The organism is Ensifer sp. Root954 (assembly GCF_001429005.1).
GTDB classification, from domain to species: domain Bacteria; phylum Pseudomonadota; class Alphaproteobacteria; order Rhizobiales; family Rhizobiaceae; genus Ensifer; species Ensifer adhaerens.
The window spans coordinates 51544-64008 of sequence record NZ_LMJM01000051.1 but is presented as its reverse complement, the minus strand read 5'-3'; the positions used below and the strand labels follow the sequence as shown (position 1 = coordinate 64008).

General features: G+C 56.2%; 10 protein-coding genes. 4 read left to right on the top strand and 6 right to left on the bottom strand.

Annotated elements, in window-relative coordinates:
• Positions 1-4 precede the first annotated feature (4 nt).
• The 3 genes from ASE71_RS29655 to ASE71_RS29645 form a co-directional block, all read right to left on the bottom strand.
• Positions 5-565, bottom strand: coding sequence for a hypothetical protein (locus ASE71_RS29655; protein WP_060521640.1), 561 nt, complete (start codon positions 563-565; stop codon positions 5-7).
• Entirely contained in the window at positions 565-1326 is a 762-nt protein-coding gene (locus ASE71_RS29650) for a sigma-70 family RNA polymerase sigma factor (protein ID WP_060521639.1), read from the bottom strand. Before ASE71_RS29650 ends, ASE71_RS29655 begins: the two co-directional genes overlap by 1 nt.
• Positions 1327-1508: 182 nt before the next feature.
• Positions 1509-2819 carry a hypothetical protein gene (locus tag ASE71_RS29645; protein WP_060521638.1) on the bottom strand — a complete coding sequence of 437 codons (1311 nt, stop codon included), beginning with the start codon at positions 2817-2819 and terminating at the stop codon, positions 1509-1511.
• A gap of 310 nt (positions 2820-3129) precedes the next feature.
• On the opposite strand from ASE71_RS29645, the gene ASE71_RS29640 reads away from it, so the two are divergent.
• The 3 genes from ASE71_RS29640 (at position 3130) to ASE71_RS29630 (ending at position 8653) form a co-directional block, all read left to right on the top strand.
• Positions 3130-5040 (top strand): P-loop NTPase fold protein, encoded by a 1911-nt coding sequence (locus ASE71_RS29640; protein ID WP_060521637.1) that lies wholly within the window; start codon positions 3130-3132, stop codon positions 5038-5040.
• Between the two features lie 666 nt (positions 5041-5706).
• Positions 5707-7581 carry a TRAP transporter large permease subunit gene (locus ASE71_RS29635; RefSeq protein WP_113544691.1) on the top strand — a complete coding sequence of 625 codons (1875 nt, stop codon included), beginning with the start codon at positions 5707-5709 and terminating at the stop codon, positions 7579-7581.
• Between the two features lie 49 nt (positions 7582-7630).
• Positions 7631-8653: a TRAP transporter substrate-binding protein gene (locus ASE71_RS29630; RefSeq protein ID WP_113544692.1), complete on the top strand. Its 1023-nt coding sequence runs from the start codon at positions 7631-7633 to the stop codon at positions 8651-8653.
• Positions 8654-9188: 535 nt separating this feature from the next.
• Here ASE71_RS29630 and ASE71_RS29620 read toward each other — a convergent pair.
• From ASE71_RS29620 to ASE71_RS29610, 3 genes are all read right to left on the bottom strand, one after another.
• Positions 9189-9743 (bottom strand): hypothetical protein, encoded by a 555-nt coding sequence (locus ASE71_RS29620; RefSeq protein ID WP_060521634.1) that lies wholly within the window; start codon positions 9741-9743, stop codon positions 9189-9191.
• A gap of 1 nt (position 9744) precedes the next feature.
• The gene (locus ASE71_RS29615) at positions 9745-10290 is read right to left on the bottom strand and encodes a hypothetical protein (RefSeq protein WP_060521633.1); all 546 of its coding nucleotides are present in this window, start codon (positions 10288-10290) and stop codon (positions 9745-9747) included.
• Between the two features lie 208 nt (positions 10291-10498).
• Positions 10499-11347 (bottom strand): SDR family NAD(P)-dependent oxidoreductase, encoded by an 849-nt coding sequence (locus ASE71_RS29610; RefSeq protein WP_060521632.1) that lies wholly within the window; start codon positions 11345-11347, stop codon positions 10499-10501.
• 423 nt (positions 11348-11770) lie between these two features.
• Between ASE71_RS29610 and ASE71_RS29605 the strand changes: the two genes are divergently transcribed.
• Positions 11771-12454 (top strand): GntR family transcriptional regulator, encoded by a 684-nt coding sequence (locus ASE71_RS29605; RefSeq protein ID WP_060521819.1) that lies wholly within the window; start codon positions 11771-11773, stop codon positions 12452-12454.
• Positions 12455-12465: the final 11 nt, after the last annotated feature.

The window sequence follows — 12465 nt, the reverse complement described above, 5'->3', positions numbered from 1 at the left end:
GGCATCATTCCGAAAGATCTAGCCACTTCTGCTTCTTGTCCTCCGGCATGGAAGTTTTGCGGATCGCATCGGCAAAAGAGAGCTTGGCCCGCTGGACGGGGGCTTTGTCAGAGCGGAAATCCGATGCGGTCAGCGCCTGATCCTGCTCGAGAAATTGAAGTAGACTGGATGCAGTGGTTTTCAGTTCCTCGGCGAGTTTCCGGATTAGTATCAGGGGCAACGATGTGGCGTGAATGGCCCGTTCTTCAATCCTGACCAAAATGGACAAGGGAATATCGCATTTCTCCGCGATGCTCTTGAGAGCAGCAGGTCGCTGACTTTCGAAGGGATTTGCAGCGTCGATTTCCTGATCCCAGAGTTTTGAAAGGTCGGAACCTCCTTCGCCTGGCGGGATCGGAGGAGCGCCTTTTCCGTCGTCGTCCGCCAGCCACTCGATGTAAAACGCCAGGATGGACTCCCGATGTTCGGGATATCGCTCAATAGCGGCAACAACCTCTTGTTCACCGAATCCGTCGGCTTCAACAAGTTCAAGAAGAATGTCCTCAATGTGCTTGATTTTTTGCATTATTCCTCCTCGTTCGCCGAGGCTCGTTTTTCCGCATTGGCGAGAAGTTTGCGGATGCGTCGATCGGATATACCTAGTTTCGACGAAGCGGTGATTTCGTTGGGGTCGCTTGAGCTTTCCGCCAGTCCCTCCCCATGAACAGCGAGGACGGCGTCCCTTTCTCTGGGTGTCAACTGCGACAGTATTCGATTCAATTGAGCTGCGGCTTCACCACGAGGCATACTGCGGCCGATGTTGCGGAGATTTATGGCGTCTACCAAGTCACGGTAGCTTCCATCGTCGTTCTGGAATTCGACGTCGTTTTTCTCGATTTGGTCGCGCCGTCGCACTTTTCGGATTTCATCGAGTGTCCTGAGAATGATCACCTTCTTGAAGCAGGCTTCGAACACGTCGGCCTTGTCAGTCCCGGAGAAAAGCTCCTCGCGGAACCAGTCACAGACCGCTTGGCTAACGTCTCGAGCACGCTGTGGAGATAACCCCTCTGCTTGTTTGTAAGCCATGTATGATACGCGGCGACGCAACTCTTCCCAAAGCTCAATGAACCATTTTGTTTCTCTAGGTGGCCTGAGATGACGCATGACATAGACCAGGACCGCGCTCGAAACGGTACGCTTCTTGGCCACCAGATCATCGACCGGACGCTGTAGGACCCGCCGGAGTTCTTCAACTACCTCGGGGGCTCTGAAAAATAGCGTTCCGTCCTTCTGCCGTCGTGTTAGGGGCCGCAGGTCTTCGTCATTCTCGTCATCCGCATTTGCCATCTAGTCATTCCATCGTCTCGGGAAGCCGAATGCGGAACCCTGTCGCAAAAATGTTTTTGCCGCGAATCGCTTGGGCCTACGGCTTTTCATTAGAATAGATCGATTTCTTCTAATGTGCGTTGCAAAGCTTTGTTAAAGCGTTCGAAAATGAAATCCGAAGGCTAGAGGCGTCTCACGTCTGCCTATGGGAGAAAAGGAACCCCGGCGTCGAGAAGCTGATCAAGCTTTGCCTCTCGGGTCCCCGACAACGACGCTGCATCGTCCACGAGCCTTCTTGCGACGAGTCGTGCGAGGCTGCGCGCGCGGATACGCTGTTGCGTTGAAATTGGCGCAATCCCGCCTCTTCCGTGGACGAAAGTACTTCTGAGGTCGAAAAGCTCCTGGTAGTCCGCTACGCAACTGGGGTCCCGCAGCAAAGCGGCCAGTCTCGCCGCGACCCTATCCGTGGAGGACACGTCTTTGTGCGGATCAGGCTTGGGGCGCAGTTTCCTTTTGTGATCGCTGATGGTTCCAAGCCCGGCCTCTATCGTGGTCATATGGGCCATGATCTCGTCGATGTCGTCCGCCAGGAAAGCTCGGACGAGGAAGTGACCGACTGGGGTTTCGAACAGTGCAGTGGTTCGTGCCTTCTCAAATGCGGACCATGTCTCGCCAACAAACTGCAGCCATTGAGACTCGTAACCGTCGTCGAGCGGAATGATTATTGCCCGCTCATCACCGGTCTCATTGTCCCAGTGATCGTACTCGGGTTCCGTCGCAAGGGTAGTTGGGCTTTGCGGTACCGTCGGCCCGACGAAGAGGTCATCGTCCAGCGAGTATATCCAGGGCAATCGAAAACCACGCCAACCCGCTTGTTGGTATCGGACCCATTCTTCCCAGGGAGCAAGGAGAAGGAAGAACAGGGCGACCTCGACGGCTTGCGGGAAGCGGCCGAGGTGTGGGTTGATCTCTCCTAGATCACGGCTGAAATCCATGGATAGGAATGGCAAGGCGCGTTGCAGTGGGGGCGCCTTTACGATGACTTCTTCCTCGACGACCAACCAGCGAAATTTGGCGTAGTCCCTTAGAGCCAAGCGATATCCGGGAAAGTACCTTCGAAGACGTTTCGCGTCCATGAACTCACCAAGCTCAGCGCTCGTAAATTGTCCTGCGCGGCTTGTGCCGAACACGACTTCCGGCAGGTGGTCTGCGTACTCAAGAGGACAGAGATGGCGGCGGAGAACTGTTTTCCGGAGATACGCGTCGTGGAGCCTTTCGGCCGCCTTTGCTGGATGAAGACACAATTCCTTCGCATCGGGTGGCAGCATACAGGGAACGCCAAGCGATCGGAGAGCGTTCGCAAGCGCATAACCGCCTTTACCTTGCGCGTAGACCCGTTCGCAAACGGCGTCTAACTCAAGGACCTCTGGCGTTTTTCTGAGCTCGATTGATTGCAGGGACGGCATCGCCCAGACATTTTCGATCGCGCGAAGGACTTCCGATGGCACGTACATGTAAAATCCGCATGGAAGGCTAAAGATGACGACGCACCGCGGTTATGAGGAGACCAGCGGTCAGGATTCCCACGATTGCGATTGAACGGCTTCGTCCCAAGCAACCTCCAATGCAATCCGTAGTGTTTGTCTAGCGCGTAGGTGGCGTTGGGACAATCGGTGTGTCACACCGGGCACGTTGCGTACACGACCTCGCCTTGCACTGGTGGGCATTGCTTCAATGCGACTCGCAATTTCGCCAGAAGTGATTTATCAGCGTTAAGAAGAACCAATAAGTCCATGCATTCGTTAATGTAATTAGGGGACGGCTTTGAGCGGACAGGAAAGCGCGACCGAGTATTTGGATTATTATCTCGATCAGCAGGCAGAGCCGGATTCTGCCGTTTTGTTGGAAGGGCCTTGGGGGTCGGGGAAAAGCTATTTCATCGCGAATTATTTCAAGGAACGGCTGGCCAAGGCTCGCAAGGCCGATGCTCTAGCCGTCGATCCGCTCATTCACGTGACACTTTTCGGGGTCAAAGACCTCGCTGAGATCACGACGCAGATGTTCGAAAAGGCACACCCGATCCTGGGAGGGAAGGCGGCGAAGGTTGTAAACACCGTCCTCTCTCGAGCTGTCGGCGCACTTGGGGTAACTGCCGACGCCAAAGAGAACGCGACCCTTCTGCAAGATCTAACTCTGAAGCTTGACGGACGCGTGCTTGTTTTCGACGACCTTGAACGCTCGCACCTGCCTCTGGTGGAGGTGATGGGCTATATCAATCGTTACGTAGAACACAACAAACTAAGGGTTATTGTTGTCGCGAGCGAGGCTGATATAGCCTCTCATGAGAGGCAGGACTATTCCAGGCGGAAGGAAAAACTGGTCGGGAAAACGATACGCGTTGGTTCCGATCCCCAAAACGTGCTCGACAATCTTCTCCAGAACCTCGACTGCAAAGAAGTTGTTACAGCTGTTCAGACTGCGCGGGATGATCTTCTCTTAACGTTCAAGGCCTCGAAGAAGCAGAATTTCAGAAGTCTTCGTTCGATCCTGTTCGATTTCGAACGGTTGGTAACTGCGACTGATCCGAGGCTGCGGTCCAATCCTCAGGCTCTACGTGCCCTGCTGCTCTATATGGTGGCCGTTGGAATGGAATTCCGGAGTGGGACTTTGGATGACGGTTCGCTGCGGTCACTGCGAACAGATATTCGGTCGGTTGGACGTCGGCAGGACGATCCGGACGAGGTGAACGGGCAGAACATTGGGCAACGCTATGAGTTGGTTGCATGGAATGATCCGATCATTCCACCAGCCCATTTGGCGGACCTCTTCTCTAGCGGGGCCGTGGATGTTCCGGCTGTCAATGCCTTCCTAAGTGAGCATCCGGCCGTCGTCGGGCACCGCGTCGCACCTCCGTGGCGTCGCCTGTGGAGCTGGTACGAGCTAACTGCGACAGACTACAAGACGGCAAGAGACGAACTCGTCCGGCAGCTTTCGGGGCGTGAGGTAGTTCATCCGGGGCAGATTTTGCACGCAGCGGGGACCATTATCCGATTGAGGGGCTACGATGATGATCTACTGAATGGTGTGCCGACCGAAGACTATTTCCAAAAGTATCTCGACGATGTTGTCGCAGAAGGGAAGCTGACCCCTGCGCATGAATTGTTCGGGATGATGGCGGGCTCGTATGGCAGCTTGGTGTATAATGAAGTGGAGAACCCCGAGTTTTTGCCCATTCACGCGCTAGTCGAGAAGGCGTCCCAAAAGGCGCTTGATCGCAAAATGGCGCTAGAAGCCGGTGAACTGCTGTCATCGTTGCGCACGTCGACTGACCACTCATCGAAGTTGATCGAAACAGGGTTGGACAAGAAGAACTATGGTGGTGTCGCAGTCCTTCATCACTTGGGAGTCGACACGTTTGCCGACCTGTTGATCGATGATGGCTCGCCAAATGACAAGCTTTTCGCCTCTCTTCATGAACGGTATCGCGGCGGGTATGATGACGAGTTGGCGCCGGAGTTCCCATGGTTGGCCAGATTGAGAACGGAGCTCGAGCGACGAGCCGCTGCGGCGCTTCCACCGCACAAGGCTCTTTGCGAAATGCGTATCGAGTATTGGTTTCAGGAGGTGGCCGGGAAGATCGCCGCCTTCAACAAGTCGCGCCAACAGACGAAGCCTAGCCTAGCGACGTCGCGGAAACCGGCAGCTCACAAGCGAGCACGGAAAGATGCGAAGTGACGGTATGGGCTACCAAGGTCTTCAGTCCGTGCTCCTCATGTTCTGACTGATCTGCGTGTCGCTCCAGAACGCGGCAGCGAATGATTGCCGCCCAGACCGCGACCTATGTCCGGCGTATGTCCGGTGCATTCGCAGTCATCGCTGAAGGTCAGCTCGGCACCGATAATTGGGGATCTCGACAACAAGTCGACGATCGGTGGAGCTTTTGGCCTCCGACTGCCACGGCTTGCTCTTTTCTACCTCCGAGCTGTTGCGGACCCTCTTTACGGCCCATCGGCCACTTCATTGCTCACAACAAGCCGCTCGTAGCATTTGGGGCGGTGGCAGCATCGCTCGCCGAAACTGGCGTTTCGATGGCCCGTTCTCCGAGCCCCCACTTTCCTCGACTTGCCGCCGGTTGCCAATCGCGGTCCGCTAAAAAAGCGCTTGCGTTCATGGGTATGACATCATACCTTATACCTACGCGCTGAGGAGTGAGCGCGTGACGCCTGTGGGAAGGCGCTCTTCAAACATCACTACGGGCCGGAAGCCGAGCGGCATTCCGGGGGGAGGCTTGCGCCCTCAGGGTGCTGTCGGTGACTACTGGGAGGATAAATCGTTGAGGAACAAACGACTGCGTTGCGTCAGCGCGCAAACGAGCACGCTTGCCCGAATGGGGAGGCTGCCATGACTGTTCACGGAACCATCCAAGATGTAGGCGAGCAGACGTCGAGCTTGGCAGCCGTGGCACGGCGGATCGAGGGCGCGTTGGTAAAGTGCCTGGAGGTCCCGGTAGCACTTTTGGTGCTCTGCGAGATACTTCTTCTGTTCTCCGCCGTCGTCGCTCGCTACGTCTTCCACATGCCGTTGGTCTGGTCCGACGAACTCGCCTCAATCCTGTTCCTGTGGCTTGCCATGCTTGGCTCGGCGGTCGCCTTTCAGCGGCAGGAGCACATGCGCATGACGGCGCTGGTGACCGCGCTAAAGGGTGACACACGACGCTTTGTCGAACTCGTGTCAGTTGCCGCGGCACTTGCCTTTCTTGTGCTGATCCTGCCCGCTTCCTTCGAGTATGCCATCGAAGAGTCCTACATCTGGACGCCCGCGATGGATATTCAGAACTCTTGGCGTGCCTCTGCATTGCCAACCAGTTTTGCTTTGATGTTCGTATTCGCGGTGTTGCGGCTCCTGCAGAGCTCTAATCTCCGTCTTGCCCTAGCGGCAGTCGTCGCCGTTGCCGCCATCTTTTGCCTTTTCTGGGCAATGAAACCCGTTCTCGCGGGGCTCGGGAATTTGAACCTTCTGATCTTCTTCGTCGGGGGCGTGGCCGCTTGTGTGTTCGGTGGGGTGCCAATCGCCTTCTCGTTCGCGATCGCCACATTCGGCTATCTCATTCTTACAACCAGAACTCCGCCGTTGATCATTGTCGGCCGGATTGACGAAGGTGTCAGTCACTTGATCCTTCTCGCAATCCCGCTGTTTGTCTTTCTCGGTCAGCTGATCCAAATGACGGGTATGGCTCGTGCAATGGTCGCGTTCCTTGCCAGCCTCCTTGGTCATGTTCGCGGCGGGCTCCACTACGTCTTGGTCGCGGCGATGTACCTTGTATCCGGGATTTCCGGATCGAAGGCCGCTGACATGGCTGCCGTCGCTCCCGTCCTGTTCCCCGAAATGAAAGCGCGCGGCGCTGACGAAGGCGATCTGGTCGCGCTTCTTTCGGCTACGGGTGCCCAGACTGAAACGATCCCGCCCAGCATCGTCTTGATTACGGTGGGGTCCGCGACCGGGGTATCGATCGCCGCGCTGTTTACGGGCGGTCTTCTTCCCGGACTTATTCTGGCGATTACCCTTTGCTTCCTCGTTCGGTGGCGCTGCCGGAACGACGATACCAGCCAGGTCCAGAAGGCAAGCCGGCGGCAGATCGGAAAGTTGCTTCTCGCCGCTCTTCCGGCGCTCGCGCTTCCGTTCGTCATCCGCTCCGCCGTCATCGAGGGCGTCGCGACGGCGACGGAGGTCTCCACGATCGGCATTGCATACTCAGTCATTGCCGGCCTTCTGTTCTACCGTCAGTTCGAATGGCGGCGGCTCAAGCCGATGCTTGTGGAGACGGCTAGCCTTTCGGGTTCGATCCTTCTGATCATTGGCGCGGCCACCGCGATGGCTTGGGGCTTGACCCAATCTGGCTTCTCGACGGCTCTAGCGCAAAGCCTCTCTGCTCTCCCCGGAGGTGCGGTGACGTTCATGATTGTCTCGATCGTCATCTTCATCATCCTTGGCAGCGTGCTTGAGGGTATTCCCGCGATCGTCCTGTTCGCGCCGCTCCTGTTTCCGGTTGCCCATCAACTCGGGATCCACCAGGTGCACTACGCGATGGTGGTGGTGCTGGCGATGGGTATCGGGCTCTTCGCTCCGCCGTTCGGGGTTGGCTACTACGCCGCCTGTGCAATCAGTCGGGTGAGCCCGGATGTGGGGATGAAGCCGATCGTTGGTTACATCATCGCCATGGCCATTGGCCTCGCTGTCGTCGCTGCTGTTCCGTGGCTCTCGATCGGGTTCCTGTAATCCGACGTCATTCATCAACATTCGCAAAATTCATTAGGAGGAGAACGAAATGGTAAATTTGACTAGACGCGCATTCACTATGACGACCACTGTCGGTCTCGGAGCCGCTACGCTCGGCTTTTCGGTGAAGCGTGCGGCCGCTGCTGAGTACTCACTGAAGTTCGCGTTCAACCTGGCCGAAACCCACCCGATCACAGCGCGTGCGAGGGAGGCCGCAGCGCGCATTCAGCAGGAAACAAACGGACGGGTGGAACTGCAGGTCTATCCGAACAACCAACTCGGCAGCGACACTGATATGCTGTCCCAGGTGAGGGCAGGCGGCATCGATCTGTTCCTGAACTCCGGCATTAACGTGCTTTCAACGATGGTTCCCTCAGCGTCTATCTACGGCCTCGGCTTCATTTTCCCGGACTATGATACCGTTTGGAAGACCATGGACGGCGAACTTGGGGTCGCGCTTCGCAAGCTCATCGAAAAGGTCAACCTCCTGCCGATGGAGAAGATGTGGGACAACGGGTTCCGGCACATCACGACTAGCACCCATCCCGTCAACTCGCCTGCGGACCTCGAGGGCATGAAGATCCGCGTGCCTGTGGGGGCGCTTTGGACTTCCATGTTCCAGACGTTCGGAGCCGCTCCCGCGTCGATCAACTTCAACGAACTCTACTCAGCGCTGCAAACGAAAGTCGTCGACGGCCAAGAAAACTCCCTCGCGAATATCAAGACGGCCAACATCGTCGAGGTTCAGAAGTTCTGCGCATTGACCCGCCACATGTGGGACGCATTCTTCTGCGTCGCGAACAAGCGCAACTGGGAAGGCTTGCCGCCGGATGTGCAGGAAGTGGTCAGCCGCAACATCAACCAGGCCGCGCTCGACGAGCGTCAGGACATGGCGAAGCTATCGGAGTCCCTCAAGGACGTATTGGCGAAACAGGGCCTCGTGTTCAATCAACCAGATACCGAGCCATTCCGCCAGAAGCTGCGGGATGGTGGTTTCTATACCGGTTGGCGCGAAAAATATGGCGAAGAACTGTGGGCCATTCTGGAAAAGACCGTCGGCAAGCTCACCTAAGTCAGTCAATTCAGCTCCCAGCGGACGGAAACCCTGCCGTCCGAACTCCAGGTCCCGCGAATTTCGCGGGACCTTTTTTTGGCATTAGCTGCTTAACGCGAACTGGCCGGCGTGAGTGACGCTCGGCCACATCGTCAGTTTGGATGTACCGCACCCTGGCCGGGAAGTTGCTGAGGCGCGGCAGGCGGTTGAGGTGCGAACCACTCGGCCACCCACTTCACGAACTCGATTATGTCCTTCAGCGGTTCGTACTTGCACGCCGCCCCGATGACGAGGAGTGACGTCGCGGACGCCAAGGTCAGGACTGCTGCCAAGCCTGACCTGGACAGTACGAACGCGCACGTCACTGCCACGAAGATGCGCTCATGCCACGCGGCGCAACTTCGATACATCTTCACGCAGTGCCTGCTTTTTTCTTTCAGTCCCTGAAAGCCAAACAACCCAGTATCCCGCGCGAAGTGTAGGATATACAAGTTGAAAATCAGTACGCATACAATCGCGCAGAAGCAGAGTGTTTGGTCAGACAAGTGATCCTCTATGGCTTTTGGAGGAACGTGATGTGGAATTTCGCCAAGTGGGTAGTTAGCAACATTGCTGTTTCCGGGTAGTGCACTACGTACGATTGTATAGCGGTTTCGGTTGCCAGGAGTTTTGCGTCGGCGCGCCTAGCTCTCGTCCAGTTGTTGAACGCCGACTCCAGAAGAACGTTAAGGGCTGCCCAAACCGCGATTCCCATGATCACCGCGCATCCCACGAGGATGATACCCGCCAGAATCATGGCGTTTTCCGAGGTAACAAGCCCCGCTCGGAGTGCTCCGGCGGTTCCGAGGGCAACCACCAACGGACCGGCTCCCATAATAACGAATTTCCGGAGCTTTCCTTTCACGACACGTGGTGAATCTTCCCGCTCCACGGTCGCCAGATACCCGTCGATGGCAGCCGATTTCACTTTCACCCTTGAAATCAATTCATTGACCGCGATGCCGCTTTGAGCCAGTTCCAGATCGACATCCTTGTGGTCCATTTCCAAAACGCGGAAATTATCTGCGTCCGCCGGGTGCCCAATGCTGAGGTTCAGGAGATGTGCCATCTTACTTTCTCTCACCCTGCGCAAGGTAGTCCTCTGACGCCCGTCGCAGTCTCTTTTTGATCGAGTGAACGTTCTCGATCGTGATATCCAAACTCTCTGCCAACTCGCGTGGACGTTCTACACCCAGTAGGATCATGGCCGAAGCAACGTCGGCCAGTGCGCTATCGCGGTTCCTGAGGAAGGAGAGGAAAGCACTGATCTCGTCGCGGTCGATCGTCGTTTCTTCTGGGCTTGGCTCGTTGGACGCCAACGATTCAACTGCGGCCTCGTCAAGGCTCTCGCTCTTAAAAGCCGCAGACTTGCGGACAAGATTGTAGAGGTCACTCGACACCACGCCCATCAAGTGCTGTGTCAGACCCACTTCCTCTGGTCTCCATTGCCTTGCGCCGCTCATTGTTTTTCCGACGGCGTCAAACACCAAATCCTCTGCGGAAGTGCCGGCCCCCGCAAAAGGTCTCTTTTTCATAAGACGAACCGCGAAGAGGAGGACGCGCGGTAGAACCTGATCCCACTGAATTTCACTCCACACAATGCCCTCTGAGGGCATATCGAACTCCGATCATAAGAAATGCGTTGTCTACCTACATATGCTCATGGGATGGTAGATATTGCCATGCAACCGAAAATTTTTTCTGATTGCGAGCGCCGTCGGATCCGTACGGTGTACGGCCGCCCGACGGCCGGTCCAGTTGGGAATGCCAAATATAGTGTTTCCACGTAGGGTTTCATAGGCCATTCGTCTGTCCGCGCCCGATCTACGCCTTCAACCACGCCGCAAACGCGGCCTTCCACTCCGGATGCCACCGGGACAATGCCGGTCGGTTTTCGATCATGTCATCGGCGGCCCATCGAATACGCTTGGCGTCAATTGCCGAGGTGACCTCGTTGTCCGGGCAGATCACGTAGAACTCGTCGTTGTACAGCCCTTGGAAAAGTCGTTCGATTACCTGTTCCGCAGTCCACGGAGCCGAAGGCTTCTCGTCGGTGACCGGATTCACTCCGGGGAAGTTCATCGGTGTCCAGGTGTAGCCCGGGACAAGCAGATGGGCAGAGACACGACCATCGGTGACCTTCAGCAGTTCGTGGGACAACTGCTCCGTCAGAACCTTCACTCCTGCCTTCGCGACTGAATAGGCGGCGTTGCCGGGAGGAGTGGTAATGCCCTCCTTGGACCCGAGGTTGATGACCGCCGAAGGACGGGGAGCCTCAATCATTTGTGGTACGAAAAGATGCTGGGCGGTTAGGATCCCTCCAAAATTCACGTCTAGCTGTCGCTTCCACGCCGACGGGGCGTCCCATGGCCCAGCGCCCTTTATAATACCTGCGTTGTTCATGAGGATCGCGACATCGCCGAACCGTTCGAGGGTTTCATCACGTAACCGGCCCAAATCCGCCTCATCAGCGACGTCTCCGATGATCGCAAGCACTCTCACGCTAAATTCGTTCGCGAGCGCCATCAGCGTCTGCTCGTCTTTGTCAAAGAGAACAAGATCCATACCTTTGGCTGCAAAAGCTCGAGCAGCGCTTGCGCCAAGTCCCTTGGCGGCACCTGTCACTACCGCCACTCTGCCGGGTGCAAGTATTGCATTCATCCGTTCTGTCATTGTTGGTTTGTCGCTTCCTGAGTTACTTTAACCTGCGATGCGATCGCGGTCGGCGGTAATGGTCTTGTGAGATGCCGAACCTCGCGGCGTGCCGACCATCCCATTTGATCAAACCGCTTCTTTGGGCCTCGCTACCCAAATCAAGATTGTAGTTGACGCCGTTGCGGCCATGGGACGCGCTTGAATATAACCGTGCCGTCGACTTTCGTATGCAGCATGCCGTTTTACGGAGCGATGAAGAGCATTCATCGAAAGATGCTGGAAACTAGGTTGTCGATCAGTCCCTGCGCCGATGTGGTGCTGGAAATAGTGCTTAGCCACCGCGGATCATCAGACAATCCAAGTTGATATCCACGGGGAAAGCCGCCATATGTATTCAGAAAGACGGTTATGCGGCTGTGCGGCCGCTTGTTGGTGATGGTGATGCAGACAGATCTACAGATTATGAGACAAAGTGCTTCCCTGCGCGTAAAGGTCGAAGAGACTCTTCGTCAGGCGATTGCAACCGGCCGGTTTAAGCCGGGCCAACGCTTAGTCGAGCGTGAGCTGTGCGAGATGCTAGGTGTCGGCAGGACCTCAGTTCGGGAAGCACTCCGCCAACTTGAGGCTGAGGGGATCATCACAAGCTATCCGCATAAGGGGCCGGTAGTCAGCACGATCACTTACGAGGAGGCGGCCCAACTTTACACAGTTAGAGCGCTTCTGGAGGGATTTGCAGGGCAGCAGTTTGCAGAACACGGTACGCCCGCGGATATTGCGACACTTCAGGCTGCCGTAGTTGAGTTCGAAGCCGCCGCCGCGAGCGGGGTAGGTAGCCGTCTGATCGACGCGAAGAATGCTTTCTATGACTGTTTGATGGATGGCGGCAAAAACACGTTCGTCAGACAGATGCTTACCTCACTACACAACAGGATCAATCTTCTCCGTATGACGTCGATGACACAACCGGGACGGTTGGCGCACAGCATCGCGGAAATCAAAGAGATTGCAGAGGCTATCAAGAACCGTAACGGTCCGCTGGCTGCCGCCGCCTGTAAGCATCATATCGACCAGGCTGCAAAGGTGGCGCTGGAATACTTGCGAAAGAACGCGGCCAACGAATCTTAATTTTGTGATTG

Coding starts and splice junctions, on each gene's coding strand:
- ASE71_RS29655 (WP_060521640.1), bottom strand. CDS start 565: ATGCAAAAAATCAAGCACATTGAGGACATTCTTCTTGAACTTGTTGAA.
- ASE71_RS29630 (WP_113544692.1), top strand. CDS start 7,631: ATGGTAAATTTGACTAGACGCGCATTCACTATGACGACCACTGTCGGT.
- ASE71_RS29645 (WP_060521638.1), bottom strand. CDS start 2,819: ATGTACGTGCCATCGGAAGTCCTTCGCGCGATCGAAAATGTCTGGGCG.
- ASE71_RS29605 (WP_060521819.1), top strand. CDS start 11,771: ATGCAGACAGATCTACAGATTATGAGACAAAGTGCTTCCCTGCGCGTA.
- ASE71_RS29635 (WP_113544691.1), top strand. CDS start 5,707: ATGACTGTTCACGGAACCATCCAAGATGTAGGCGAGCAGACGTCGAGC.
- ASE71_RS29615 (WP_060521633.1), bottom strand. CDS start 10,290: ATGCCCTCAGAGGGCATTGTGTGGAGTGAAATTCAGTGGGATCAGGTT.
- ASE71_RS29620 (WP_060521634.1), bottom strand. CDS start 9,743: ATGGCACATCTCCTGAACCTCAGCATTGGGCACCCGGCGGACGCAGAT.
- ASE71_RS29610 (WP_060521632.1), bottom strand. CDS start 11,347: ATGACAGAACGGATGAATGCAATACTTGCACCCGGCAGAGTGGCGGTA.
- ASE71_RS29650 (WP_060521639.1), bottom strand. CDS start 1,326: ATGGCAAATGCGGATGACGAGAATGACGAAGACCTGCGGCCCCTAACA.